General features: G+C 68.3%; 25 protein-coding genes and 1 tRNA gene. 11 read left to right on the forward strand and 15 right to left on the reverse strand.

Going from position 1 to position 24000, the window contains the following annotated elements:
* The first annotated feature begins 71 nt into the window (after window positions 1-71).
* Window positions 72-527: a nitroreductase family deazaflavin-dependent oxidoreductase gene (locus tag ACFXKA_RS11345; RefSeq protein WP_379427091.1), complete on the forward strand. Its 456-nt coding sequence runs from the start codon at window positions 72-74 to the stop codon at window positions 525-527.
* Between the two features lie 192 nt (window positions 528-719).
* Here the strand turns inward: ACFXKA_RS11345 and ACFXKA_RS11350 are convergent, their stop codons facing one another.
* The 3 genes from ACFXKA_RS11350 to ACFXKA_RS11360 form a co-directional block, all read right to left on the reverse strand.
* A complete protein-coding gene (locus tag ACFXKA_RS11350; RefSeq protein ID WP_364608112.1) occupies window positions 720-1163 on the reverse strand; it encodes a PIN domain-containing protein in 444 nt (147 codons plus the stop codon).
* A complete protein-coding gene (locus tag ACFXKA_RS11355) occupies window positions 1160-1390 on the reverse strand; it encodes a ribbon-helix-helix domain-containing protein (protein ID WP_379427092.1) in 231 nt (76 codons plus the stop codon). Before ACFXKA_RS11355 ends, ACFXKA_RS11350 begins: the two co-directional genes overlap by 4 nt.
* A gap of 95 nt (window positions 1391-1485) precedes the next feature.
* Window positions 1486-1558, reverse strand: a tRNA-Ala gene (locus ACFXKA_RS11360).
* A gap of 129 nt (window positions 1559-1687) precedes the next feature.
* Here ACFXKA_RS11360 and ACFXKA_RS11365 point away from each other — a divergent pair.
* Window positions 1688-3280 (forward strand): DUF222 domain-containing protein, encoded by a 1593-nt coding sequence (locus ACFXKA_RS11365; protein ID WP_379427093.1) that lies wholly within the window; start codon window positions 1688-1690, stop codon window positions 3278-3280.
* 190 nt (window positions 3281-3470) lie between these two features.
* A complete protein-coding gene (locus ACFXKA_RS11370; RefSeq protein WP_379427094.1) occupies window positions 3471-3791 on the forward strand; it encodes a hypothetical protein in 321 nt (106 codons plus the stop codon).
* Window positions 3792-3807: 16 nt separating this feature from the next.
* Here ACFXKA_RS11370 and ACFXKA_RS11375 read toward each other — a convergent pair whose 3' ends face one another.
* The 6 genes from ACFXKA_RS11375 to crcB (ACFXKA_RS11400) form a co-directional block, all read right to left on the reverse strand.
* Window positions 3808-4545 carry a thioredoxin domain-containing protein gene (locus ACFXKA_RS11375; protein ID WP_354840690.1) on the reverse strand — a complete coding sequence of 246 codons (738 nt, stop codon included), beginning with the start codon at window positions 4543-4545 and terminating at the stop codon, window positions 3808-3810.
* A 72-nt stretch (window positions 4546-4617) separates the two neighbouring features.
* Entirely contained in the window at window positions 4618-5844 is a 1227-nt protein-coding gene (locus ACFXKA_RS11380) for an MFS transporter (protein WP_379427095.1), read from the reverse strand.
* A gap of 77 nt (window positions 5845-5921) precedes the next feature.
* On the reverse strand, window positions 5922-7562 hold the full coding sequence (gene pgm, locus ACFXKA_RS11385; RefSeq protein ID WP_354840684.1) for a phosphoglucomutase (alpha-D-glucose-1,6-bisphosphate-dependent): 1641 nt from the start codon (window positions 7560-7562) through the stop codon (window positions 5922-5924).
* A 47-nt stretch (window positions 7563-7609) separates the two neighbouring features.
* A complete protein-coding gene (gene crcB, locus ACFXKA_RS11390) occupies window positions 7610-7972 on the reverse strand; it encodes a fluoride efflux transporter CrcB (RefSeq protein WP_354840681.1) in 363 nt (120 codons plus the stop codon).
* On the reverse strand, window positions 7969-8313 hold the full coding sequence (locus tag ACFXKA_RS11395) for a DUF190 domain-containing protein (protein ID WP_354840678.1): 345 nt from the start codon (window positions 8311-8313) through the stop codon (window positions 7969-7971). Before ACFXKA_RS11395 ends, crcB (ACFXKA_RS11390) begins: the two co-directional genes overlap by 4 nt.
* Complete coding sequence (gene crcB / locus ACFXKA_RS11400; protein WP_379427096.1) at window positions 8306-8737, reverse strand: fluoride efflux transporter CrcB; 432 nt, start codon at window positions 8735-8737, stop codon at window positions 8306-8308. Before crcB (ACFXKA_RS11400) ends, ACFXKA_RS11395 begins: the two co-directional genes overlap by 8 nt.
* Before the next feature lie 131 nt (window positions 8738-8868).
* On the opposite strand from crcB (ACFXKA_RS11400), the gene ACFXKA_RS11405 reads away from it, so the two are divergent.
* Entirely contained in the window at window positions 8869-10059 is a 1191-nt protein-coding gene (locus tag ACFXKA_RS11405; protein ID WP_354840835.1) for a lipase family protein, read from the forward strand.
* Window positions 10060-10127: 68 nt separating this feature from the next.
* On the opposite strand, the gene ACFXKA_RS11410 is transcribed toward ACFXKA_RS11405, so the two are convergent.
* Window positions 10128-11624 carry an MFS transporter gene (locus ACFXKA_RS11410; protein ID WP_379427097.1) on the reverse strand — a complete coding sequence of 499 codons (1497 nt, stop codon included), beginning with the start codon at window positions 11622-11624 and terminating at the stop codon, window positions 10128-10130.
* A 118-nt stretch (window positions 11625-11742) separates the two neighbouring features.
* On the opposite strand from ACFXKA_RS11410, the gene ACFXKA_RS11415 reads away from it, so the two are divergent.
* The 5 genes from ACFXKA_RS11415 to ACFXKA_RS11435 all read left to right on the forward strand — a co-directional run bounded on the left by ACFXKA_RS11415 (window position 11743) and on the right by ACFXKA_RS11435 (window position 16531).
* On the forward strand, window positions 11743-12417 hold the full coding sequence (locus ACFXKA_RS11415; protein WP_354840671.1) for a helix-turn-helix domain-containing protein: 675 nt from the start codon (window positions 11743-11745) through the stop codon (window positions 12415-12417).
* A gap of 33 nt (window positions 12418-12450) precedes the next feature.
* Entirely contained in the window at window positions 12451-13749 is a 1299-nt protein-coding gene (locus tag ACFXKA_RS11420) for a D-arabinono-1,4-lactone oxidase (protein WP_379427098.1), read from the forward strand.
* Between the two features lie 153 nt (window positions 13750-13902).
* Window positions 13903-14268 (forward strand): hypothetical protein, encoded by a 366-nt coding sequence (locus ACFXKA_RS11425; RefSeq protein ID WP_354840665.1) that lies wholly within the window; start codon window positions 13903-13905, stop codon window positions 14266-14268.
* 223 nt (window positions 14269-14491) lie between these two features.
* Window positions 14492-14905 (forward strand): large conductance mechanosensitive channel protein MscL, encoded by a 414-nt coding sequence (gene mscL / locus ACFXKA_RS11430; protein ID WP_354840662.1) that lies wholly within the window; start codon window positions 14492-14494, stop codon window positions 14903-14905.
* A 75-nt stretch (window positions 14906-14980) separates the two neighbouring features.
* A complete protein-coding gene (locus ACFXKA_RS11435; RefSeq protein ID WP_379427099.1) occupies window positions 14981-16531 on the forward strand; it encodes an MFS transporter in 1551 nt (516 codons plus the stop codon).
* Between the two features lie 18 nt (window positions 16532-16549).
* Here the strand turns inward: ACFXKA_RS11435 and ACFXKA_RS11440 are convergent, their stop codons facing one another.
* The 4 genes from ACFXKA_RS11440 to ACFXKA_RS11455 all read right to left on the reverse strand — a co-directional run bounded on the left by ACFXKA_RS11440 (window position 16550) and on the right by ACFXKA_RS11455 (window position 20368).
* Window positions 16550-17188, reverse strand: coding sequence for a sigma-70 family RNA polymerase sigma factor (locus ACFXKA_RS11440; protein WP_379427100.1), 639 nt, complete (start codon window positions 17186-17188; stop codon window positions 16550-16552).
* A gap of 210 nt (window positions 17189-17398) precedes the next feature.
* Window positions 17399-18109, reverse strand: a complete 711-nt coding sequence (locus ACFXKA_RS11445; RefSeq protein WP_379427101.1) for an ANTAR domain-containing protein — start codon at window positions 18107-18109, stop codon at window positions 17399-17401.
* Between the two features lie 111 nt (window positions 18110-18220).
* The gene (locus ACFXKA_RS11450) at window positions 18221-18907 is read right to left on the reverse strand and encodes a GAF and ANTAR domain-containing protein (protein ID WP_379427102.1); all 687 of its coding nucleotides are present in this window, start codon (window positions 18905-18907) and stop codon (window positions 18221-18223) included.
* A gap of 117 nt (window positions 18908-19024) precedes the next feature.
* Complete coding sequence (locus tag ACFXKA_RS11455; RefSeq protein WP_379427103.1) at window positions 19025-20368, reverse strand: DUF3533 domain-containing protein; 1344 nt, start codon at window positions 20366-20368, stop codon at window positions 19025-19027.
* 75 nt (window positions 20369-20443) lie between these two features.
* Here ACFXKA_RS11455 and ACFXKA_RS11460 point away from each other — a divergent pair, with 75 nt between their 5' ends.
* Entirely contained in the window at window positions 20444-21064 is a 621-nt protein-coding gene (locus tag ACFXKA_RS11460) for a TetR/AcrR family transcriptional regulator (protein WP_379427104.1), read from the forward strand.
* Between the two features lie 130 nt (window positions 21065-21194).
* The gene (locus ACFXKA_RS11465; RefSeq protein ID WP_379427105.1) at window positions 21195-21794 is read left to right on the forward strand and encodes a TetR/AcrR family transcriptional regulator; all 600 of its coding nucleotides are present in this window, start codon (window positions 21195-21197) and stop codon (window positions 21792-21794) included.
* Between the two features lie 23 nt (window positions 21795-21817).
* Here ACFXKA_RS11465 and ACFXKA_RS11470 read toward each other — a convergent pair whose 3' ends face one another.
* Window positions 21818-23929: a prolyl oligopeptidase family serine peptidase gene (locus ACFXKA_RS11470; protein WP_354840646.1), complete on the reverse strand. Its 2112-nt coding sequence runs from the start codon at window positions 23927-23929 to the stop codon at window positions 21818-21820.
* Window positions 23930-24000: the final 71 nt, after the last annotated feature.

Consider the following 24000-nt stretch of genomic DNA (forward strand, 5'->3'; position numbering starts at 1 on the left):
CTTCACTGGTCGCTCACAAGCCGGACCCGGACCATCACTTCCGACGATCCCGACCGACCGAGGAGTACCCCGTGCCACATACCCGCCGCTTCCGCGCGGCCACCGATCTGTACCTGAAGACCGTGACCACCGCGCACCGCAAACTGCTCGACCTCAGCGGCGGCCGCGTCGGCACCCGATTCAAGAAGATGCCCACCCTGGCTCTCACCACCACCGGACGGCGAACAAGGTTGCCGCGCACCGTGATTCTCACCGTCCCCGTCGTGGAGGACGACAGTTATCTGATCGTCGCTTCGCGCGGCGGAGACGACATCTCCCCGGACTGGTTCCACAACCTGTGCGCCGATCCCGCGGTCGAGGTGTCGTTCCAGCACGGCGCGAAGCAACCGATGACCGCCCGCGTGCTCACCCCGGAGGAGCGCGACCGGCGGTGGCCACAGGTCGTCGCCGCGTACCCGGGATACCAGACCTACCAGAAGCGAACCGCCCGACAGATCCCCTTGGTCCTGCTCTGCCCACGCGAGTGAACGACGTCGCCGCAGGAGCCCGGCCCTGCGGATTGGTGCATCGCAAAGAAAGGCAGCGGAGCCGCAGGTCCATGACCTGCGGCTCCGTTGTTCTGTGGACCTGACGGACCAGCATACGAACTGGGCGGTGCTGATAGACGGACCGGACATCATGATCAGGGCGGTGGGTACCCGACCGCGGTTGTCGGCTGTTCAGTCACCTTGGAGCAAAAGCCGGAATGACGAATGAGCGGGCGTCAAGGGCCGCACGGCGCGAAAGTCCTTCTCATCCAACGTCAATATGTCGTTGGTGAGATAACGCTCGGCGAGCACCACAGTGACCGCATCGGCCAGATCGAGCCGGAGGCCACGATACTGCTCGATGATCTTCTGGGCGACCCGGAGATCATCGCGGTCCACCTGGGGTACGAGCACCGCACCCTCCTCAGCCGAGGTGAGCAGATCATCGAGAACGAGATCGGCTGTGCGGCGGTCTTTTCCGAATCGTGCGATGAGCAGATGATCGACCTCGTCCAGCACGAGTGGCGAAACAACCGCGACAGAAGTGGCAAGGAATTCACGCGCCCGTTCGTGCAGTTCCGCGGCGCGATCGTAAGCGGCGATGATTGCCGAGGTGTCGGCGATGAAGAAGCTCACTCGCCGTATGCCTCCCCGAGCAAGTCCTCACTGTTGGCAGCGAATCCAGGATCGCCGGAATCGAACGACGGCCACGGCCGGGTACGGCGAACCCGGTGCGACCGCAGCAACACCAGGTCGATCCCCTCGCGGATCAAATCAGCTTCCGATCGCCCCGCCGCTTCGGCAGCCTCCTTGAGACGGGCAGCCTGCTCAGGATCCAGGTACACGCTCGTTTTGGCCTTCATGAACGTAGGGTACCGCGTAGGGTACCCGCCGGGCTCGCACATTGCCGGAAATGAAACAGAGCCACAGGTCAATGACCTGCGGCTCTGTCGTTCTGTGGAGCTAAGGGGACTCGAACCCCTGACCCCCACACTGCCAGTGTGGTGCGCTACCAGCTGCGCCATAGCCCCGTGTTCACTTCTCTGCCGGCGGGGTGTTGCCCTGCCTGCTTGAACGAAGTTACACGACCGGTGTCGAACAAACCAAATCGCCTGTACAGAGGCTGGCGGCGGCGATCTTCTCGATGTAGTCTCGAACGCATGTTCGATAGCCGAGAGGTGGAGGCGATGGGCGAGGAAGAGCTGATCGACGCGCTGCGGCGGGCACACGGGGCGGCGGCGTTCGCACAGGCGGCGGAAATCACAGCGGTGCGGGAGGTGTATCGCCGGCATCGGGCCGGGAATGCCGCGCCGGGGGCGGGCGGGGTGCGCGCCGGGGAGTTCGCCGCGGCGGAGATCGCCGTGGCGGTGCACGTATCGGAGGCGGTGGCGGCGGCCCTCATCGATATCGGGTTGGCGCTGGATTCCCTACCGCAGACCAAGCACGCCTTCGCGGCAGGGCGGATCGACCTGCCGCGGGTGCAGGTGATCACGGACAGTCTGCGCGGCCTGCCGCACGAGGTGCGAGAAGTGCTGGAGCCCAAGCTGATCGAGGCGGCACTGCGCTCGGATCCGGCCCGATTACGCCAGACCGCCCAGCGCTGGGTCACCCGCCTGAACCCCGAGGGTGAGACCCGCCGCCGCGAGGAGCGCGAGCAGGATCGCGACGTCCGCATTCGCGCGGTCCAGGACGGCATGGCCGTATTCGACGGCCTACTGCCCGCCGCCGGAGCCCAGGCGCTCGCCATGCGGCTACGCGAAATGAGCCTCCAGGTCTGCGAGGCCGATCCCCGCACCATGTCCCAGCGCCGCACCGACGCGCTGGTCGCGCTCGCCGACGGCTCCGGCCGCCTGCGCTGCGGCTGCGGCCGGGGGCTCGACTGCCCCAAGGCCGATGCCCCCACCACACCCCGCCGCCCGCTCATCCAGGTCGGGGTCTCCGCTGAAACCCTGCTCGGCCTGCGCGACGATCCGGCCTTCCTCGCCGGCTACGGCCCCATCGACGGCGCCCTCGCCCGCACCCTTGCCGAACACGCACGTTTCCAGGTGATTCCTGAGTATTTCCCGAACGAGGCCGCCCAGGAGACGAACGCGACGGACGGAGCGGCCACCCAGCGCCCCGCGCCGGCCGACGCGCCGGGTCCTCGCACCTCGCGCAGGCCGGAGTCGCGGACCATCCCGGTCCGGCCGGCTCCGTGGGAACGCGCCATAACCACTCTGGAATCGAAACCCGTGGCGGTGCGCGCTTTTTCGAGCGCGCCACCCCGCGAGGTCCGCGCCGTCGATGGCCTGTGCCGCTTCCCCGGCTGCACCATGCCCGCGGCGGAGACCACGCTGGTCCAGTTCGAGCCGCACCCCTCCCGCGGCGCCACGGGCCCGAATCCCGCCTACCGCGCCGTCCTGTGCACCCATCACCATCGGCTGAAGTTACTGGCCGACAGGGGAAAACACCCCTGGCGCGTCTATCTCTCGGACACCGATCGCATGCGCTGGATCGACCCCAGTGGCGAGTCGCACGAAACCGTTCGCGAAGGTGCGCGCTACCTGTTCCCCCACACCGATATCGACGCACCCGCGAGGCCGCACCCCCTGCGCGTCGTTCCCGACCCCCTCGAAACCACAACGGCTGGAGCACCTTTCACCCAGGACCTGGCCTACCCGATGGAGTCCCACATCCTCATCCACCCCCAGCTGTCCCGCGCCACCCCGGACAACGACATCCCCGAAACCCCCACCCGCGCCGCATCGCGCTGACCCGCAAGATCCCTTCCCCCGACCAAGGAGCCGAGCCCCCAGCCCGGCTCCCTCCCCGGGGTGCGGCTCACTTCTCCGTTCCCCCGAGGGCCGCACCCCACCCATTCCGCCCGGCATGCGGTGATGCACGAGAACATCCGAATTCCTGTGCACCACCGCATGTTCTGGCCCACCACGGCATGCTGGTCGCATGAGCGACCACGAACCGAGCCCGGAAGCCGACCTGCGGGACCCACTGCTGCTGGAACAGCGGCGGCAGCTACTGCGGGATCGGCTGCAGACCCTTCGCGCGGACCTGGCGGACCTGACCGCCGCCTACCGCGATCTCCCCGACTCCGGCCCGCTGCTCGATACGCCGGGCACCGGCGCCCTCACCACCCCGGCCTACTGCGTCGCCGGCGCCGCCGAGGTGTTCGACGAGGCGCTCATCGAACTCGATGCCGCCGAGGACGCGCTGGGCCGGGCAGCCACCTACACGGGTCGCCTGCGCCGGCCCGTCCTCGACGCCTGAAGCCTTACCGCCCAGCCTATTTCGCGGCGTCGAGGACCCAGTTCTTGTTGTTCACGTCGACCTTCTTGCCGTCGATGAAGACCGACGGGGTGGCGGCGCGATTGTTGAGGGCGTCGTTGAGGGCCTTCAGCGCGGCTTCGGCGTGGGCGCGGCCGGTGTCGGCGCGATCGCCGGAGGTGATGCACTTGGCGACATCGTCACCCGCGCCCGCCTCCTTGGCGATGGCGGCCAGTTCCTTGTTGTCGTGGTCGGAACCGCCCTCGGCGGGTTGCTTGGTGGTGAACAGCAGCGCGTGGAACTTCGAGTAGACCGGACCGTCACCGGCCTGGGCGACGCACTCGTTGGCGGCCACCGCGCGGGTGGAGTAGTCCTTGCTGCCCGATCGCGGGTCGAGGAAGTTCACCAGGCGGTACCGCACCGCGACCTTGCCGAGGTCGACCTGCTGGGCGATCTCCTGCCCGTAGATCTTCTCCAGCTGACCACACGCCGGGCACAGCGGATCCTCATAGATGTCAATGGTTTTCGCATTGGGCTTGCCCAGCACAATGGCTCCGTCGGAATCCAGCGCCACCGACACCGCAGGATCGTGCACCGGACCGTACCCGTCGTTGCGCACCTCGTCCCCGCCGCCGCGATTCCACAGGTAGAGGGCCGCCACGATCGCCACGACAACGACAACGGCCAGCCCGGCCAGCGCGTAGGTGGTCTTGCTCGAGACCGGCCGCGGTGTGTGCTTCGAAGTCGGTTTGCTCACCCGCAACACTCTGCCCGACGCCCCCACCCGAGCAACACCCACCCCGCCCCACCAAAATCTGCGGCCGGCCCGCTAGGCGGCGGTGGCTGCAACGGATTCTCTCCGGCGGAGGGTTTCCGGTACCAGCAGCCAGACCGCCGACGCCGAGGCCAGCAGAGCGCCGGTCACACCGAGGGCCACGCCGTAGGAGACGCGGTCGGCGAGCATGCCGATCGCGTAGGGGCCCAGGAAGGTGCCCAGGTCGGCGGACATCTGGTAGCCCGCGAGGACCGGGCCGCCCCGGGTGCCGGGTCCGATGATGTCGGCGACCGCCGCTTGCAGGGCGGGGGTGAACATGCCGGAGCCGATGCCCGCCACGCAGGAGGCGACCAGGAGCCAGACGAGGGTGGGGGCGAGGCCGATGCCCGCGGTGCCGGCCGCGCAGACCAGGGTTCCTGCGATGAGGAAGGGCTTGCGGCCCACCGTGTCCGACCACCGCCCGGACAGGAACAGCACCGAGGCATTGCCGAGGGCGAAGGCGGTCAGGGCCACGCCTGCGAGGGCGGCTTCCTGCTTCAGCACCTCCACCACGATGAGCGGCACCAGCGCCATGCGCACACCGAAAACGGCTGCGCCATTGCCGAAGTTGGCCCACAGCGCGGCCCGGTAGGCGGGCCGGGCCAGCCCCGCGCGGAAGGTCATCACGGGCGCACCGTTCGATTTCTCCGGCAGGGCCAGCGGGGAATCCCGCAGCGCCACATAGACGATGAGGCTGGCGATCAGCAGCGCCACGCAGTAGATGAGGAACGGGGCGCGCAGGCCGAGGAAGGACAGCGCACCGCCGACGAGAGGCCCGCTGATCGAGCCGATCAGGAAGCTCGTCGAGTAGACCCCCGACACCCGCCCCCGTTCGGCGGGCGGTGACATCCGGATGACCAGCCCCAGCGAGGACACCGTGAACATCGTCGACCCGATCCCACCCAGCGACCGCAATACCAGCAGCTGCCAATAACTCTGGGCCAGCGCACACGCACCGGTCGACACCGCCACGATCAGCAGCCCGGTCAGATAGACCGGCCGCTCCCCCAGCTTCTGCAACAACCGACCCGCCAGCGGCGCGAAGATCAACCGCATCAACGCGAACGCGCTCACGATGAACGAGGCCGCGGCCACCCCCACATCGAAACTCCGCGCGAACTGCGGCAACGCCGGCGCCACCAACCCGAACCCGATGGCGATCGTGAACGCGGACCCCACCAGTACCCAGATCTCCACCGGCAGCCGATGCCGCCCACCGACCGGCGCCTCGACCTCACTCACCACGACACACCGCCCACCCGGATCCGCCCGGCGCACACACCAATCCATTCATTCGCCACACCTGACCGAAGGCCGCGCTATTCACCCGTGAGGGCGTGTCCGACGATCTCCTCGGCCGCGGCCTGGACCTGCGCGAGGTGCTCCGGCCCCTGGAAGGATTCGGCGTAGATCTTGTATTTGTCCTCGGTGCCCGACGGGCGGGCGGCGAACCAGGCGTTCTCGGTGGTGACCTTGACGCCGCCGAGGGCCGCGCCATTGCCACGGGCGCGGGTCTGGATGCCGGTGATGGGTTCGCCGGCGATTTCGGTCGCGGTGATCATGTCGGGCGTCAACGCCGCCAGGCGGGTCTTCTGTTCCGGGGTGGCGGTGGCGTCCACGCGGGCGTAGGCGGGTGAGCCGTAGCGTTTTTCGAGTTCGGTGTAGCGGGTGGACGGACTCTGCCCGGTGACGGCGGTGATCTCCGCGGCCAGCAGCGCGAGCAGAATCCCGTCCTTGTCGGTGGTCCACACGGTGCCGTCCATGCGCAGGAACGACGCGCCCGCGGATTCCTCGCCGCCGAAAGCCAGGCTGCCGCTGAACAATCCGGGCACGAACCACTTGAACCCGACCGGCACCTCGTAGACGTCGCGGCCGAGCACGCCGACCACCCGGTCGATCATCGAGGACGTCACCACCGTCTTGCCGATCTTGGTGAGCGCGTCCCACCCCATCCGATTGGCGATCATGTACTCGATCGCCACCGCCAGGTAGTGATTCGGATTCATCAGTCCCGCATCGGGAGTCACGATCCCGTGCCGGTCCGCGTCCGCGTCGTTGCCGGTGGAAATGTCGTAATCGTCGCGAATCGCCACCAGCGACGCCATGGCGTACCGCGACGAGGGATCCATCCGGATCCGCCCGTCGGAGTCCAGCGTCATGAACCGCCAGGTCGGATCGACGAACGGATTCACCACCTCGAGCTCGAGGTCGTACCGCTGCCCGATCTCCTCCCAGTAGTCCACCGAGGCCCCGCCCATAGGGTCCGCGCCCAGCCGAATCCCGGCGCCCCGAATGGCGTCCAGGTTCAGCACATTGGGTAGGTCCGAGATGTAGCGGTCCAGGTAGTCGTAGCGCTCCACGTTGGTGGCCAGCGCCTGCGCCAGCGAAGTGCGCTTGACGTCGGCGAGCCCGGTGCGCAGCAGCTCGTTGGCGCGCGCGGCAATGGCATCGGTGGCGATGGTGTCGGCGGGGCCGCCGTGCGGCGGGTTGTATTTGAAGCCGCCGTCGCGCGGCGGATTGTGCGAGGGCGTCACCACGATGCCGTCGGCCTGGTGCCGGGTCCCGCCCCGATTGTGCCGCAGCACGGCGTGACTCAAAGCCGGTGTGGGCGTGTACCTGTCGCGCGAGTCGATGACGGCGGTGACGTCGTTGGCGGCCAGCACCTCCAGCGCGGTGGTCCAGGCGGGCTCGGACAGCGCGTGCGTATCCCGTGCCAGATACACCGGCCCGGTGATGCCGCGCGAGGCACGGTATTCCACGATCGCCTGGGTGATGGCCAGGATGTGCGCTTCGTTGAAGGCGCAGTCCAGGCTCGACCCGCGATGTCCGGAGGTGCCGAAGGACACCAGCTGCGCGGCATCCGACGGATCCGGAATCCGGCTGTAGTAGGCCGTCACCAAGTGCGCGATGTCCTCGAGGTCCGTGGCCCGGGCCGGTCGTCCGGCTCGATCGTGGGCCATGCTCGCACCTCCCTTCCGTATCGCCTGCGCCCGGCTGGTCATGAGAATCACGGCCACACCCACTGCCCGAGGAAGGCACCGAGGTAGGCCGCGGCCAGGCTTGCGCCGACGCCGATCACGACGTTCGCCACCGCATAGCTGTAAGCGCCCTCCTCGGCCAATCGAACCGTTTCGTACCCGAACGTGCTGAACGTGGTCAGCGCGCCGCAGAACCCCGTTCCCACGGCAGCCAGGAGCCAATGATTTGCTCCCGCACCGATCAACGCGCCCAGCACGGCCGAACCGCCCATGTTCACCGCCAGTGTGCCCAGGGGGAGAACACTATCGAATCGATGGGCCACCGCGCGATCCACCAGATACCGGACGGGCGCCCCGAAGAGCGCGCCGAGGATCACCAGCAGCCCTGTCACCGCCGCACTCCGGCGAAGACCTCGACCGGCGAGAGCGCCACCGTCACCGAATCCAGCAGGTCCGCATTGCCTTCCACGAACGCCCGCAGCCGTGCGGTGTCGTCGATGATCATCACCATCACCGGCAACCGCTCGGCCAGATCCAGCAGCCGGGCGGTGTGGATATGGGAGGACACCCCGTAACCCTCGACGCCGCGCCACACACTGGCCCCGGCCAATCCGGCATCCCGGGCACGCCGCACGATCTCGTGATAGCGGGGCCGGTGCCGATAGGTGTCGTCCTCGCCGAGCAGCACCGTCAGCCGAGACGCGGGTACCCACTGCCGAACCATGTCACTCATCGCCTGCCCCCAATCGTCGTGCCGTCTCCGATACCCATCGTGTCGCACTCACGCCCAGCAGGACCGAAATCAGTCCTGCCACCACCGTTCCCCCGAGGTAGGCCAGTCCGGCGCCGACCCGGCCCGATTCGAGCAGTGTACGAACTTCCACCGCGTAGGTGGACATGGTGGTGAATCCGCCGAGAATCCCGACCCCGAGAAAGGGCCGCAACAGCCGGTGCGCCACCCAGATCTCGGTGATACACACCATCAGTACCCCGATGAGGAAGCAACCGATCACGTTGACCGCCAAGGTCTGCCACGGAATCGAGCCGTGGTGCGGCACCCACAGGCTCATGGCGTAGCGCGCTTCCGCGCCGATCGCGCCACCGAGGGCGATGATGCCGAGCAGGGCGGCGTCCACGCCCGCGACTCTCGCTGCCACCGCCCCTCCTCTCTAATTAGCCAAATCATTGCTGTTCGGCGTGTTGATGAAGCCGAACAGCAGCCCGGAACTGCGAGGATAGTGCCGCTTGCCCGGAGTTGTCCCATCGGCCTCGAGGAGTCAAGTTGGCGGTGCGGCAGTCGATCAGAAAGTTGCTGGTTCAAGGGTTCGGAATCGCCACGGTACTGGTGGCCGCCATGGCCGCCACCCCCGCGGCCCATGCCGGGGCGATTTATCCGGTTTCCGACCCGGACGGGTTCTACTACGCCACAGGGAATCTCGCCGCCGCCCATAACGGTGACGTCCTGGATTCCCGCCTGGTGCCCAACCATCCCTGGCCCGGAGCGACGGTGTGGCAGCTGAAGTTCCGCTCCACGAACTCCACCGGCGTGCCCATCGCCGCGGTGACCACCCTCATCACCCCCGGCCCAGGCCCGCGACCGTTGCTGTCGTATCAGCCGTTCGTGAATTCCCTGGGCATGCAGTGCGCGCCGTCGCACGCCCTGTTCAACGGCGGCGTGCGGGAGGCTGCCGCTTTTCCGCTGCTGCTGGCGCGCGGCTGGGCGATCGCCGTGCCCGATCACCTCGGCCCCGACAGCGCCTACGGCGCGGCCCGCATGGGCGGGCAGATCACCCTCGACGGCATTCGCGCGGTCGAGCGTTTCGCCCCGGCGGGACTGGGTGATTCGCCGGTCGGCCTGGCCGGTTACTCCGGCGGTGCGATGGCCACCGGTTTCGCGGCCGCCATCGCCCCCGACTACGCGCCCGAGCTGCCGATCGTCGGCGTCGCGGAGGGCGGCGTGCCGGTCAATCCGGGCAAACTGGCCATCCAGGTCGGCGATACGCCCCAGCCGCTGTTCGGCCTGGGCTTCGCGGTGGCAGTGGGCATGGAGCGCGAGTACCCCGCCCAGATCCAGCTGGACAGCTCGCTCACGCCCTTCGGCTTCTGGATGCGCGACCGCATCGCCAATTCCTGCGTGGACGACATCATTACGGTCGGCGCGAACCACAGCATCGGCGACGTCTTCCACCCCGGCAAGGAGAACGACCCGGACCTGATCCACACCATTCACGCCAATGCCCTCGAGGTCGTCCCGGAGCTCATCCGCCAACCCCTCTACGAATGGCACGGCAGCAACGACCAGGTCCCCCTGGACCTCGCCCTCGAGACCGCGAACCGCTACTGCGCCGCCGGCACCCCGGTCCAGTTCGACATCATCCCCGGCGCCGACCATGGCACCGCCATGGGCGGCGCCGCCGCCGCCGTGGACTACCTGTCCGACCGGTTCGCGGGCCTGCCCCCGCCCTCCAACTGCCGCTGATCGCGGTAAGCCGAAAAAGAGGCGGCCCCACTCACTTTCGTGAGCGGGGCCGCTTCCACATCCGGAACTCAGTGCGCCAGAACGGGTTCGCCCTCCGCCGGAACCGGCACCTTGTTGGGCATGATCAGACCGGTGACCACCGCGCCGACCACGAAGATCGCTGCGGCCCACCAGAAGGTGGTGGTGTAGCTCTTCACCGCGGCCTCGGCCAGCACCGCCGCCGACGCCGGCACGTGGCTCGACGCGTAATTGTCGAAGGCCGTCGAGGCCAGCGTGCTCAGCAGCGCGGTGCCGATGGAACCGCCGACCTGCTGGCTGGTGTTCACCATCGCCGAGGCGACACCGGCGTCACTGTGGTGCACGCCCGAGGTCGCGCCGCTGAAGGCCGTCGACATCGCCATACCGAGACCCAGGCCCATCAGGACCAGGCTGGGCAGGATGTGGCTCGCGTAGCCGGTGTCCACGCCGATGCGGGTCAGCAGCACCATTCCCACTGTGGCGAGCAGGAATCCGCTCACCACGGTCACCTTCGGGCCCACCCGGGGAATCAGCAGGGCGGGCACGGTGGTGGAGGCCGCCACCATGCCGGCGACCATGGGCAGGAACGCCACGCCGGTGCGGATCGGCGAGTATCCCAGCTGCTGCTGCATGTAGTAGGTGAGGAACAGGAACATGGCGAACATGCCGATGCCGATGGTGAACACCGTGACGTAGGACGCGCCGCGGGTCTTGTCCAGCACTACCCGCAGCGGCAGCAGCGGATGCGCGACCCGCTGTTCCAGCCAGGCGAACACGCCGAGCAGCAGCACGCCGCCGATCAGGAAGGACAGCGTCAGGCCATTGGTCCAGCCGTCCGACTCGGCGTGCGAGAAGCCGTAGACGATGGCGAACAGCGCGGCGGTCACCGCCAGGGTGCCGGGCAGATCCAGCTTGGGCCGCTCGGTGGCGGTGTGCCCGGCCAGCAGCAGTACCGCGCCGACCAGCGCGATGGCCGCGAAGACCAGGTTCACGTACATCACCCAGCGCCATGAGGCCCACTCGGTGAGCGCGCCGCCCAGCAGCAGGCCCAGGGCGCCGCCGGCGCCGGCGATGGCGCCGAAGATGCCGAACGCCTTTGCGCGCTCGGCGGGTTCGGTGAAGGTGACGGTCAGCAGCGACAGCGCGGCGGGCGCGAGCAGCGCCGCGAACACGCCCTGCGCGATACGGGAGCCGACCAGCACCTCGAAGTTGCCGGCCGCGCCGCCGACGGCCGAGGCGACCGCGAAGCCGACCAGGCCGGTGATGAAGGTGGTGCGCCGTCCGAACAGGTCGGAGAGCCGTCCGCCCAGCAGCAGCAGGCTGCCGAAGGCGAGCGCGTAGCCGGTGATGACCCACTGCCGATCGCCATTGGAGAAGCCCAGATCGGCCTGCGCGTGCGGCAGCGCGATATTCACGACGGTCGCGTCCAGCACGACCATCAGCTGGGCGACGCCGAGTACGGCGAGCACCCACCAGCGCAGCGAGTGCGATCCGCGCCGCGACGCGGCGGCCGGTGCCGCGACCTCTTTCTCGAGAGCTGTTGTCATGGTGGTTTTCCTCGTCCCCTAGGATTAGTGGAGAACCGGTCTCCGCTTACCGGTAGAAGCTACCAGCAAAACGGAGACGGCTCCTCCAGATAATCCCGATTGCTGTTAGGATCAGGGTGTGAATCACGTCACCACCGCGCCCCCACCTCGGCGTCTGCGCGCGGACGCCGCCCGCAATCAGCAGCGCATCATCGCGGCCGCCCGCGAGTTGTTCGCCGATCGCGGGCTGGAGGTCACCCTCGACGATGTAGCCGAGCGCGCCGGCGTCGGCGTCGGCACCGTCTACCGCCGCTTCGCCAATAAACAGGAGCTCATCTCCGAGGTCTTCGACCAGATGGTCACCGAACTCGCCGGGGCCGTGGATGTGGCACTGCACCATCCGGACCCCTGGGAGGGCCTGGTCGATCTGTTCGAGTACTCGTGCCGGCATGTCGCGGTCAACCGCGGCTTCGGCGAGGTCATCCTCGAATTGCACGACAGCATGGATCGCTTCTGCGCCATGAAGGATCACATCCGTCCCGGCATGCAGGCGGTCATCCAGCGCGCCCGGGACGCGGGCGTGCTGCAGCCCGACATCGAGGCGGGCGACTTCTTCGCCATGGTGAACATGGTCGACGGCATTGCCGGATTCGCCCGGCCGGTCAATCCCCAGGTCTGGGAGCGCTACATGGCGCTGATTCTCAATGGCGTGCGCGGCGACGGCGTGCCCCGCCTGGCGCTGGCGCAGCCGCCGCTCACCGAGGACGAAGTGGAGCGGGCCAAAGCCGCGGCGTATACCCCGCGCAAACGGTAGCGCGCATCACACTCGCGGTTTAAAGTTGGTCGCATGACCAACTCTTGGGTGAACTGGGCCGGGGATCAGAGCTGTACCCCGGCGGCCATCGCCGAACCGAGCTCGCCCGAGGACGTCGCGGCAGTACTCGCACAGGCCGACGCGAACGGGCACTCCGTCCGGGTCGCCGGATCGGGGCACTCCTTCACCGAGACCGTGCTCACCGACGGCACCCTCCTGCGCCTGAACAAGCTGAACCGGATCCTGAACGTGGACCGCGAATCCGGGCTGGTCCGGGCGGAAGCCGGCATCACGCTCAATGCCGCCAGCAATGCGCTGCACCCACTGGGCCTGGCCTTCCCCAATCTCGGCGACATCGACGTGCAGTCCATCGCGGGCGCCACCGCGACCGGCACCCACGGAACCGGATCCAAGCTGCAGAACCTCTCTGCCGCACTGCATTCCGTCGAGCTCATGCTCGCCGACGGCAGCCGGGTCGAACTCAACGAGCAGACCGACCCCGACGGCTGGCGCGCCGCCCGCGTGAACGTGGGCGCGCTGGGCGTGGTCACCGCCGTGACCCTGCAGATGGTGCCGTCCTTCGTCCTCGAGGGCATCGAACGGCCGGTCCCGGTCGAGGAGGTGCTGGCCGATCTCGACAGCTACGTCGAGGGCAACGAGCACTTCGAGTTCTATATGTTCGCCCACAGCCCGCTGGCAATGACCAAGCGCAACAACCGGGTCGAGTTGCCCGAGCAACCGCGCGGCAGGGCCGTGGACTGGTTCTCCGACATCCTCATGACCAACTACACCTTCGACGCGCTGTGCCGGCTCACCCGCCGCCGCCCCAGCCTGATCCCGCTGATCCAGCGCAGCGCCGCCTACGCGGGCAGCTACCGCCGCCAGGTCGAGCGCTCCTACCGGGTCTTCGCCAGCCCCCGCCTGTTCCGCTTCACCGAGATGGAATACGCACTGCCACGCGAGCATTCGGCCGACGCCATCCGCGAGATCAAGGAGGTGGCCAAGCATTTCGACACCCCGATGCCGATCGAGGTGCGCTGGGTCGCCCCCGACGACGCCTTCCTCTCCCCCGCCGGCGGCCGCGAGACCTGCTACATCGCCGTACACCAGTACCAGGGCATGAACTACGAGCCGTATTTCCGCGCCTGCGAACGCGTCTTCGACCGCTACAACGGCCGCCCGCACTGGGGCAAGCGGCACTTCCAGACCGCCGCGACCCTGCGCGAGCGCTACCCGGACTGGGACAGGTTCGCCGAGGTCCGCCGCCGCTTCGACCCGAAGGGGCGCTTCACGAACGAGTACATCGAGCGCGTCCTGGGTCCCGTGCACTGAAAGTGCCGGCCACCGCGCACCGAAAGAGTGCAGATGGCGCGCCGAAAGAGGACTACTATCGATTGCTGAAAGATCGCTGTAACTGCCCGAGCGTGACCGACGTAGGGAGGGTTCCGATGCCTGAGCGGCGGATCGAAGTAGGGAACCACGACGATGCCCACTGATGACGACTCCGATGACAAGGTCGAACGCCTGACCGACGATCTGCGCACCACCGCCGACGATCTGACCACCGACCTCGGGGTCACCGCCTCCGACCTGAGAGAGCGAGCCGAATCGGCGGCGGGAGCGCTGGCCGAGCGGGCCAGCGGCGCCGCCGCCGAACTGGCCGACCGGGCACAGAGCGCGGCCGCCGATCTCGCCGACATGGCGAAGGCCTTCGCCGACAAGATCACTCCCGAGGATCTCCAGAGCACTCTGGAATCGGTGCGCGCCAACCTCGACCACGCCGCCCAGGACGTGCTCGCCGCGGTCAACGAGATCGTCACCGCCCTCAAGAACAGGGCCGGCGGAAAGTAGTACACACTCGACCCCGGTTCCGGGCCGCACGGCCCGGAACCGGGGTTGTTCGCTTTCATCCGGCCGCTTCGTTCGTTCCGGACGACCCCGCGGGGTTGCCGATTGTGTGCCATCACCGACCAACCGTCCGGAGTGATGCGCGTCAAGGGGGCTGTGCCAGGTGCGCGCCACACCGCGACCAGCCCTTAAACTCCCATTCAGAAGATAACGAAAACGTCTCGGATTGGATCAAGCGCGCATCATGCTCAAAGGCTTCAAAGACTTCCTGATGAGGGGCAATGTCATCGATCTCGCGGTGGCCGTGGTCATGGGCACGGCCTTCACCGCCATTGTGACCTCGGTGACCAAGGGTGTGATCGAGCCGCTGCTGGCCACCCTCGGCGGCAACAAGGAATACGGCCTGGGCTTCCAACTCCTGTCCGACAAGCCGTCCACCTTCGTCGCCCTCGGTCCGATCATCAGCGCCGGCATCAATTTCCTGTGTGTGGCCGCGGTCCTCTATTTCGTGCTCATCCTCCCGATGAACACCCTCAAGAACCGGCTCAGCAAGCCCACCGCGGTGAAGGCCGATCCCACCGAACTGGAGCTCCTCACCGAGATCCGCGACCTGCTGGCGAAGCAGAACGCGAACAAGTGAGCCGCACACCCCGGGTAGTCTTAGCCAGGTTGTTGCCAGCAGCTTGACCTTTGCCTAGCCGAGGAGGCGGAAGACGTGGGCCGCATCCCACCCCGGGAACAGTCGGACGATCTGGCGAACCGGGTGGAGCCCGCGCCGGCGAGCCGGTGGGCCATGCTCGCCGTGTTGTGCGCGAGTCTGCTGCTGGTGGCCATGGACGCGACCATCCTCAATGTCGCGCTGCCTTCGCTCATCGATCACATGGCGCCCACTCCGATGGAACAGCTCTGGATCGTCGACCTGTACGGCCTGGTGCTGGGCGGCCTGCTCATCACCTGCGGCGCGATCGGCGACCGCTACGGCCGCAAGCGGCTGTTCCTGTCCGGCTTCGTGCTTTTCGGCCTGGCCTCGATGGTGGCCGCGACGGCGCACGCGCCCGCGCAGCTCATCGCGGGGCGCGCGCTGCTGGGCGTCGGCGGGGCCATGGTGATGCCGTCCACCCTCTCGCTGATCCGCAATATCTTCTCCGATGACCGGGAACGCACGCTGGCCATCGGCATCTGGGCCTCGGTCGCCGGTGCGGGCGCGGCCATCGGCCCGCTGGTCGGCGGCCACCTGGTCGAGGCGTTCGGGTGGTCGGCGGCCTTCTGGCTGAATGTGCCGGTGGTGATCATCACGGTGGCCGCCGGACTGTGGCTGCTGCCGGAATACCGATCGCCGCAGCACGGCAGCCTGGACTGGGCGAGCGCGGCGCTGTCGGTGCTGGGCGTCGTGGCGCTGGCGTGGGGGATCAAGCATGTGGCCAAGGGCAATCCGGCCCCGATCGATCTGGTGATCATGGCCGCCTCGGTGATCCTGCTGGGGTTGTTCGCCTATCGGCAGCTGAAGTCGCAGGATCCGCTGCTGGATGTGCGGCTGTTCCGCAATCGCGCGTTCACCGCGGCGGCGCTGGCCACCCTGCTGGCCATGCTGGCCATCGGCGCGGCACTGTTCCTGATCTCGTTGTGGCTGCAATACATTCACGGCTACTCGCCCTCCCAGGCGGGCATGCGCACGCTGCCCGCGGCGCTGGCCACCCTGTTCGGCTCGCTGTCCACCCCGTGGCTCATGCAGCACGTGAGCGTGCGCGCGCTGATGGGCGTCGCACTGGGCGCGCTGGCCGGGGGTTTCGCGGTGCTGGCGGCAGTGCCGGACACCACCTATCCGACTGTCGCGCTGGTGCTGGTGTGCCTGGGCATCGGTGACGGCATCGCCATCACCACCGCGGCCGCGGTGCTGGTATCGGCGGTGCCGGCCGAGCGCGCCGGCCAGGCGGGCGCGGTCGAGGAGACCAACTACGAGCTGGGCATCGGCCTGGGCGTCGCGCTGCTGGGCAGCATTCACGGTCGTCTGTTCACCGGCCACATGACCGGATTGCCGCTGCAGGGCGACGATCTGGCCGAGGCGCGCGGCTCGGTGGGCGGCGCGGCCCATATCGCCGAGAGGATCGGCGGACCCACCGGTGACGAGGTGCTGCGCATCGCCCAGCACGCCTACGATGCCGCGCTCACCACCACCTCCTGGATCTCGACCGCCATGGTGGGCACGGTCGCGGTGCTCACCGTGATCCTGGTCCCGCGCGGCTTCAAGGCCACCGCCGCGCACTGATCGGCACGCCGTATCCGGTTATGCCAGTGACACTTTGAGCTGGGCCAACGCCGAGCGGATGCGTGCCTTCACCGCCGGCAGCCCGATGCCCAGCTGCGCCGCGACCTGTGGGTAGGTGAGACCGCCGTAGAAGGCCAGCACCACCGATTCGCGCTGATAGGGGGTGAGCGTGGCCAGGCCGCGACGGATGGCGCGCTCGTCGTGGCGGCGCAGGATCTCCTCGGCCACCACATCGATGGCGGGCCGGTAATCGCAGACGCCCCAGCGGTGTTCGTGCCCGGCCGCACTGCATTCGCGCCGCACCCGGTCCACCGCCTGATGGTGGGCCAGGGTGGTGAGCCAGGTCAGGGCATTGCCGCGGGCCGGGTCGAAGGCAGCGGCGCTGCGCCAGACCTGCAGGTAGACCTCGTGACAAGTTTCCTCGGCATATCCGGTGTCGCACACGATGTTCAGGGCTCGGGAGTAGACGAGGCCGCGGGTGCGGCGATAGAGCTCCTCGTAGGCATCCCGATCGCCCGCGCCGATCCGGCGTACGAGCGGATCGAATTCACTGCCGCGCCGGGTGGATCGGGACGCGGCGGGCCGGACGGATGGGCTGGGATGCGAGTGGGTTGCCGGGTGGGCAGCGGAATATTTCGATGCACGTGAGGAATTCACGATTGCCCCCAGATCGACGGAAAGCGAGCACAAACTTGCCGAAACGAGCCGTCGAGGACTGGGACGGTCGCCAACCGCGAACGGAAACCGGCCGGGGACAGGGGCTTTCGGTTCCGCCAACTCACCAGGCTACTCCACGACCACCCTGTTCCCGCCGTGATCTATTTTCGGGGATGGAATTCCGGGCAAAGTGTGCGAATCCGTCGCCGATCAAATCCGCAGGCCCAGTTCGACTATGCCGTGGGCGACCGCGTGCACGGTGACGCGATTGCGCCGCGCGTGGGCGCGGATGAGTGCGAAGGCGGCATCGGGGGTGGTGTGGCGGGCGTGCGCGATCACGCCCTTGGCCTGTTCCACCACGATGCGAGTGGTGAGGGCGTGCTGTAACTGCTCGGTCACCCGCTGCTGGCGCTGCACCAGGTTGGCGGTGACGATGTGGCCGGTGGCCATCCCCGCCAGCAGCGTGGCGACCGAGAGGTCCTTGCCGGTCCAGTGCCGCGGGTCGCGGGAATACAGGCTCAGCACACCCGCTTCGGTGTCGTCGAGGCGCATGGGGACCGCGGCCACCGAGGAAATCCGGTGCCGCCCGGCCAGACTCGTGTACTCCGGCCACATGTCGCCGTAGCTACCGATATCGGTGACGGTCACCGACGCGCCGCAGGCGTGGGCGACCACGCCGGGTCCGCGGGCGTGATCGCGCTGGCAGACCTCCAGATCCAGCAGCTCCTCGGGGATGCCGCCGAAGAGTTCAGACCGGTCACCCCGCAGTTTCGGGGACAGCGCCACCGTCACACCGCCCGGTTCCAGCACATCGATGGCACTCTGCATCAATTCGTCCAGAATATGGGGCAGTTCGGTTGCCGCCGGTAGCAGTCGCGCGAACCTGGCCAGCACCGCCACCAGCAACTCACTGTCGGACACCGTGATCACCCCTCGGCGAACGTCGGGGCGCCCGCCATGAAAGTCTTCCTGTGCCGCTCTTGCCGTCAGCTCATGGTATTTGCCGGGCGGGGTGCTGCGGAACAGTTGCGCTCATTCGGCTTCGATCCGAATCTCCCGCTCCACCACCCGCCGCGCCACCTCCACCAGGGAAAGCCCATGGGTGAAGGCGTATCCGCGCAGGCGGGCATAGGCATCGGCGATCTCGATGCCGAGCCGGGCGCTGGTCATCCCGGCCGCCTGGTGAATCCACCGGCTGGACAACGGCTGTGCCCACTGCCGGGCGTCGTCGCCGGTGGCCAGCACCAGGCTGGCGGTGACCAGATCCGCGATGTGCAGCGCCGCCGACAGCAGTCGCGGCCCCGGCCGCCCGACCGAATCGCGGTACAGATCCACCGCGCCCAGCCGAATCGTGCCCAGCCGCAAGGGCATTGCGAACAGGGAACCCGACACCGGCTCCCCCGAGAGCGCCTCGGCGAACCCGGGCCAGTGCTCGCAGTCGGCGCTCAGATCGGTGATCACCACCGGCACCCCCTCGGCCACCGCCGAGACCGCGGGCCCCTCCCCCGCGGTGGCCTGCGCCCCCTCCACCCGCTCCGCGAAAGCGTCACTGGCACACCAGGGTTGCATGCCGGCGTCGCGTTCCTCGAGCACGATGGCCGCGCGCCGGACCGGCAGCACCCGCACACACGCGGTGCACACCGCGCTCAGACCGCCGCCGGCATCACGCACGGCGCGCAGGAACTGTCCCGTCAGCTGGTCGAACTGCGACGAAGCCATCACCATCGAACCGCCCCACAATCATCGCCCGGCGATGAGTAATTCGGTGCCCGGGGCCAGTATCACCGTCACAGCTCGACAACGAACAGGGCCGAAAGTCACTGTGGCGGAGGATGGTCAGGGCTGATAGGCCACACCGAGCCGGGACAGGCCGCGCAGGTCGTAGGTGTGGGTGGCGACCGCGCCCAGCAGCAGACCCACGGTGAGGCCGAACACCGTCATCCAGATACCGGTGCTCAGACCCGCCTCCAGGTGCCCGTCGAAGAACAGGATGGCGCGCACCGACAGGTAGATCTGGTGCATGGGCTCGAAGCTGGACAGCGCCGCGATCCAGCGCGGAATCGCCTCCACCGGAATCGAACCCGACGAGGACGGCAGGCCCAGCACCACGAAGACGATCATGTTGATCAGCAGCCCGGCGGTGCCGAAGGCCGCCAGCACCGACAGCCCGGTCACCCCCACCGCGATGATGGCCAGCGTGCCGTAGAGGAACAGCGGCAGCGGCTGGTCGATCGGCATGCCGAAGAGCCTCGCGATGCCCATGAACATGCCCGAGAGGACCGGTGCGGTGATGACGGTGATGGCCCACTTGACCAGCAGGGTGCGCCAGCGGCTGATGGACGCCGGCTCCGGCGCGCGGAACCACGGGCCGTACTCGGCCGGGGCGTAGCCGAGCACATTGTCGATCATGGAGTGGATGATCATGGCGCCGCTGAAGCCCGCGAACAGCAGCACGAGGGTGTAGAAGAACGCCGACAGGCCCTGGCCGGTGCCCGCGGGCAGCGGCCGGTACGGACTGACCACGACGTCGACGGGCTTGGCCAGCTGCAGCCGTGCCGCGCCGGACAATTCGGTCGCGGGAGCGCCCGCCTTGGGCGCCAGCTTGGCCTTCACCTGATCGGTGAGCTGCGCACCGACGGTCGTATTGACCTGCGCCATGGCGCGATCGGTGATGCGCTGCATGATCGAGGACGCGTAGGTGCCCGCACGCGGATTGGTCTGCACGGTGATGACCGGGCGCTCCACGTCGCCGGGGACCACCGAGGCCGCCGCCAGAATGGACAGCCGCTTGGTGAAGTCGCTCGGAATGATGATGGCGCCGTAGATCTGGCCGTTGCTCAGCTGCTGGCGGGCGTCATTGATGCCGACCAACCGCAGATCGATCCTGTCCTTCGGAATCTGCTCGGTCAGCGCACCGGTGATCTGGTCGCCGACATTGAGGGTCTTGCCGTCCATCACGTCGCCCACATCCTGATTGACCAGGGCGACCGGGAAGTCGTGCAGGTTCTTCTCCGGATCGGAGGTGTAGCCGAGGTACATGGTGCCGATCAGCGCCGCGAGCAGCGTGAGCACCAGCATCGGGCCGATCCAGCCGCGCAACGGCACGGCCCGCTGGGCCGGGGTCGCCGCCGGGGTCGCCGTGGCCTCCGGGCCGGTCGGGGAGGCACTGTCATTCGCCATGCGACGAATGTAGGCAGCGACAACAAAGTAGTCAACGCCAACATCCCCGAGTGTGTCCGATATCCTGCTCTCACCATGAGCATCGCCAAGCGCAAAGCCCGCGAGGTGGTGGAGCGCGCGCGGTCCTACCACCACGGGGACCTGCGCGCCGAACTACTCCGGCGCGCCGAGGAGACCCTGCGCGGCGCGGGTGTCGACGGCCTGTCGCTGCGGCAGCTCGCCCGCGACACCGGCGTCAGCCACGCCGCGCCCAGCCGGCACTTCCGCGACAAACAGGCACTGCTGGACGCGCTGACCGTAGCCGGATTCGAGCGGCTCGGAGCCGGCTTCGAGAAGGCCGCCGCCACCGGCGCCTTCCTGGAGCGCCTGCACGCCATGGCCCACACCTACCTGCGCTTCGCCATCGACAATCCGGCACTGCTGGCACTCATGTTCGCGCGCAAGAACAGTCCGACGCCGGCCATCGGCGAGGCCGCCGCCCGCGCCTTCACCGTGCCCATCGAAATGGTCACCGATGCGCAGGCGAGCGGCGAGGTGGTGCCCGGCGACGCGCGGCGCATCTGCCTGTCGGCGGTCGCCGCGCTGCACGGACTGGCCGCCATCATGGGGTCGGGCCTGGTCGACGCCGAGGAGGCCGACGGTCTCTTCGACGAGATGGTCAGCCACATGATGAACGGTTTGCGTCCGCGACGCTGACGCCGCGTCCGCGAACCGGGCTGCGGAGATCCGCGAACCGGAATCCGTGGGCCCGCACCCGTAACCTTTCAGGTGTGGCGATCGAGAAACGACAGTGACGATCGAAGGCAGGCAGTACGGCGGACGCGCCGTGACCGAACGAAAAGCCGAGCGCCGGCAGCGCTTCCTCGACGCGGCCATCCAGATTTTCGGTGAGCGCGGCTACGCCAACTGTTCGCTGGCCGATGTGTGCGCGGCCGCCGGACTGTCCAAACGCCAGTTCTACGAGGAGTTCCAGACCCGCGAGGACGTGCTGGTCGCGGCATATGACCAGATCCAGGACCAGGCCGGCGCCGCGCTGGCCACCGCCCTGAGCGCCATGGGACCGGACCCGGACCCGACCGACACCGTGACGCGGGCCCTCTCGGCCTTCCTCGGCTCGATCGGCGCCGACCCGCACCGCGCCAAGGTTGCCTTCGTCGAGGTGGTCGGTGTGAGCGAGCGCATGGAGCAGCACCGGCGCGATCGGCGGCACGCCTGGGTCGCCACCCTGTATCTGGCGGTGGAACCGCTGGCCGGTTCGGGCGCGCGGGTGCGCGGCGCGGGCGAGCTCGCGGGCAGCGCCCTGATCGGCGCGATCAACGGCCTGGCCCACGAGTGGCTGCTGTCCGAGCCGCGCCCGCCGGTGAGCGACCTGGTGGAAGTGCTCGTCCCCATGGCGGTTTCGCTCATCGTGCGGGATCCGGCCTAGGCGGTCACCTCACACCGAGCCGGTCACATCAGCTGCCGCATGAAGTAGGTGTACTCCAGCGCGCTGGTGTGCGCCTTCTCGTCGTTGTTCGCGCCGGACCCGTGGCCGCCCTGGGTGGCCTCGTAGAACAGGTACGGATCGCCGAATTCGGCTAGTCGGGCGGCGAACTTGCGCGCGTGCTGGGGCCCGACCCGGTCGTCCTTGGTGGTCGTCCAGATCAGCGGCTCGGGGTACTGCACGCCCTTCTTCAGCTGTGCGTACGGCGAAATGGACGCGAGGAAGGCACGTTCGTCCGGATCGGCCACCGATCCGTACTCCCCCACCCAGGACGCGCCCGCCGCGATCTGCTCGTAGCGGACCATGTCCAGCAGCGGAACCTGGATGTCCACCGCACTCCACAGGTCGGGATGCTGCGTGAATTCGACACCCATGAGCAGCCCGCCATTGGACCCGCCCTGGATCCCCAGCCGCCGCGGCGAGGTGATCTTGCGCGCGACGAGATCACCGGCCACGGCCGCGAAGTCGTCGAAGGCCTTCTGCCGGTGGGTCTTCAGGGCCGCGTCGTGCCAGGCGGGCCCGTATTCGCCGCCGCCGCGGATGTTCGCGATGACATACGCGCCACCGTGTTCCAGCCACGACTTGCCGAGTAGCCCGTTGTAGCCGGGCGTGGACGAGGAGGCGAAGCCGCCGTACCCCCACAGGATCGTCGGGGTGCTGCCGTCATATGGCAGCGTGGCCGGATGCACGATGAAGTAGGGCACCTTGGTCCCGTCGGGCGAGGTGGCCTTCAGTTGCTCCACCACGAACCCGGACGAATCGAACCGTGCGGGTGCGGCTTTCACCTGGTTCAGCCGTCCGGTCGCGGTGTCCAGGCTCCAGATGGTGGACGGGGTGAGCATCGAAGTAACCGAGAGGTAGGCCGTCTCGCCCTGGGAATCGGCGTCCACGCCGGAGACGGTCGCATTGTCGGGCAGGGGAACCGGTGCGGACGTCCAGCCGCCGTCGGGCTGCGGGGTATAGACGGTGGCGCGGCCCTTCACGTCGTAGAGCGAGGTCACCACCACGTGGTCCCGGGTCGTCATGACCCCTTCGAGGGTCTCCTGCGGCCCGGGTTCGTAGACGAGCGTGACCTTCGGCTGATCCGGGTGCGCGGTCAGGTCGTCGGCGTCGAGGGACACCAGTGAGCCGGACTTGAAGGTGGCACCGGCGGCGGTCCAATCCTGTTGCAGCGCAACCAGCACCCGATTGCCGACCATGCCCTGGAGCCCGGACTTCGCCGGCAACCCCAGCCGCAGGGGCTGCGCGCCCGCGAGCAGGCTGACCTCCGACTCGTAGAACGACGGCCGCCGCTCCACCAGGTTCATCCGCCGCCCTGCCCCGTTGTCCAGCAGCACCGCCGCGGTGGCGAGCCCATCACCCTGGCTGCCGCGGGCGATCTCCACCGCCTGGTCGAGCGCCTGCCCGCGCCCCAGACGCTTCACGACGTACGGATAGCCCGAGGTGGTCTTCTCCCCCGGCTGCCATTCCCGCGACACCAGCAGCGTGTCGGTGTCCACCCAGGTGGCGTACTGCTTGCCGCGGTCGAGCACGAATCCGCCGGCCACGAACGTCCCTGTCCCCAGATCGAATTCGCGCAGTGTGACGGCGTCCTCGCCACCCTCGGACAGCTCGACCAGGCATCGCCGATGGGTGACCGGGTCGCAGGACATGCCCTTCCACACCCAGTTCTTGCCCTCGTCGCGGGCCAGGGCGTCGAGATCCAGAACGGTGCGCCACTGTGGTTGCGGCGATTCGTAATCCGCGACCGTCGTCTCCCGCCAGATGCCCCGCTGATGGTCGGCGTCCTGCCAGAAGTTGCCGATCATCCCGTCGTGGAACTCCGGCACCGGCAGGCGATCGGCCGCATTCGCCAGCGCCTTCGCCTGGGCCAGATTGTCGGCGTAGCGCGAATCCTGTTCCAGCACGCCGAGGGTCTTCGTGTTCTCGGCCGCCACCCACGATTGCACGCGGGGACTGTCCAGCTCCTCGAGCCACTGATACGGGTCGCTCGCCGTGCTCGATCCCCCGCACGCGGCCAGCAGGACCACCGCCAGACCCGTGAGGGCGGCCCGGATTCCGCTCTTGCTCCAAACCATGAAATCCCCCATCCCATGATCACGAGGCGACCCCGATCGGGGCGTCAGCGAGCCACCCTACCGCCACCCAC

Source organism: Nocardia sp. NPDC059228, from assembly GCF_042754245.1.
Taxonomy (GTDB): Bacteria; Actinomycetota; Actinomycetes; order Mycobacteriales; family Mycobacteriaceae; genus Nocardia.

Coding starts and splice junctions, on each gene's coding strand:
- ACFXKA_RS11355 (WP_379427092.1), bottom strand. CDS start 1,390: ATGAAGGCCAAAACGAGCGTGTACCTGGATCCTGAGCAGGCTGCCCGT.
- ACFXKA_RS11365 (WP_379427093.1), top strand. CDS start 1,688: ATGTTCGATAGCCGAGAGGTGGAGGCGATGGGCGAGGAAGAGCTGATC.
- ACFXKA_RS11370 (WP_379427094.1), top strand. CDS start 3,471: ATGAGCGACCACGAACCGAGCCCGGAAGCCGACCTGCGGGACCCACTG.
- pgm (WP_354840684.1), bottom strand. CDS start 7,562: ATGGCCCACGATCGAGCCGGACGACCGGCCCGGGCCACGGACCTCGAG.
- ACFXKA_RS11395 (WP_354840678.1), bottom strand. CDS start 8,313: ATGAGTGACATGGTTCGGCAGTGGGTACCCGCGTCTCGGCTGACGGTG.
- ACFXKA_RS11410 (WP_379427097.1), bottom strand. CDS start 11,624: ATGACAACAGCTCTCGAGAAAGAGGTCGCGGCACCGGCCGCCGCGTCG.
- ACFXKA_RS11420 (WP_379427098.1), top strand. CDS start 12,451: ATGACCAACTCTTGGGTGAACTGGGCCGGGGATCAGAGCTGTACCCCG.
- ACFXKA_RS11425 (WP_354840665.1), top strand. CDS start 13,903: ATGCCCACTGATGACGACTCCGATGACAAGGTCGAACGCCTGACCGAC.
- ACFXKA_RS11450 (WP_379427102.1), bottom strand. CDS start 18,907: ATGGCTTCGTCGCAGTTCGACCAGCTGACGGGACAGTTCCTGCGCGCC.
- ACFXKA_RS11455 (WP_379427103.1), bottom strand. CDS start 20,368: ATGGCGAATGACAGTGCCTCCCCGACCGGCCCGGAGGCCACGGCGACC.
- ACFXKA_RS11460 (WP_379427104.1), top strand. CDS start 20,444: ATGAGCATCGCCAAGCGCAAAGCCCGCGAGGTGGTGGAGCGCGCGCGG.
- ACFXKA_RS11470 (WP_354840646.1), bottom strand. CDS start 23,929: ATGGTTTGGAGCAAGAGCGGAATCCGGGCCGCCCTCACGGGTCTGGCG.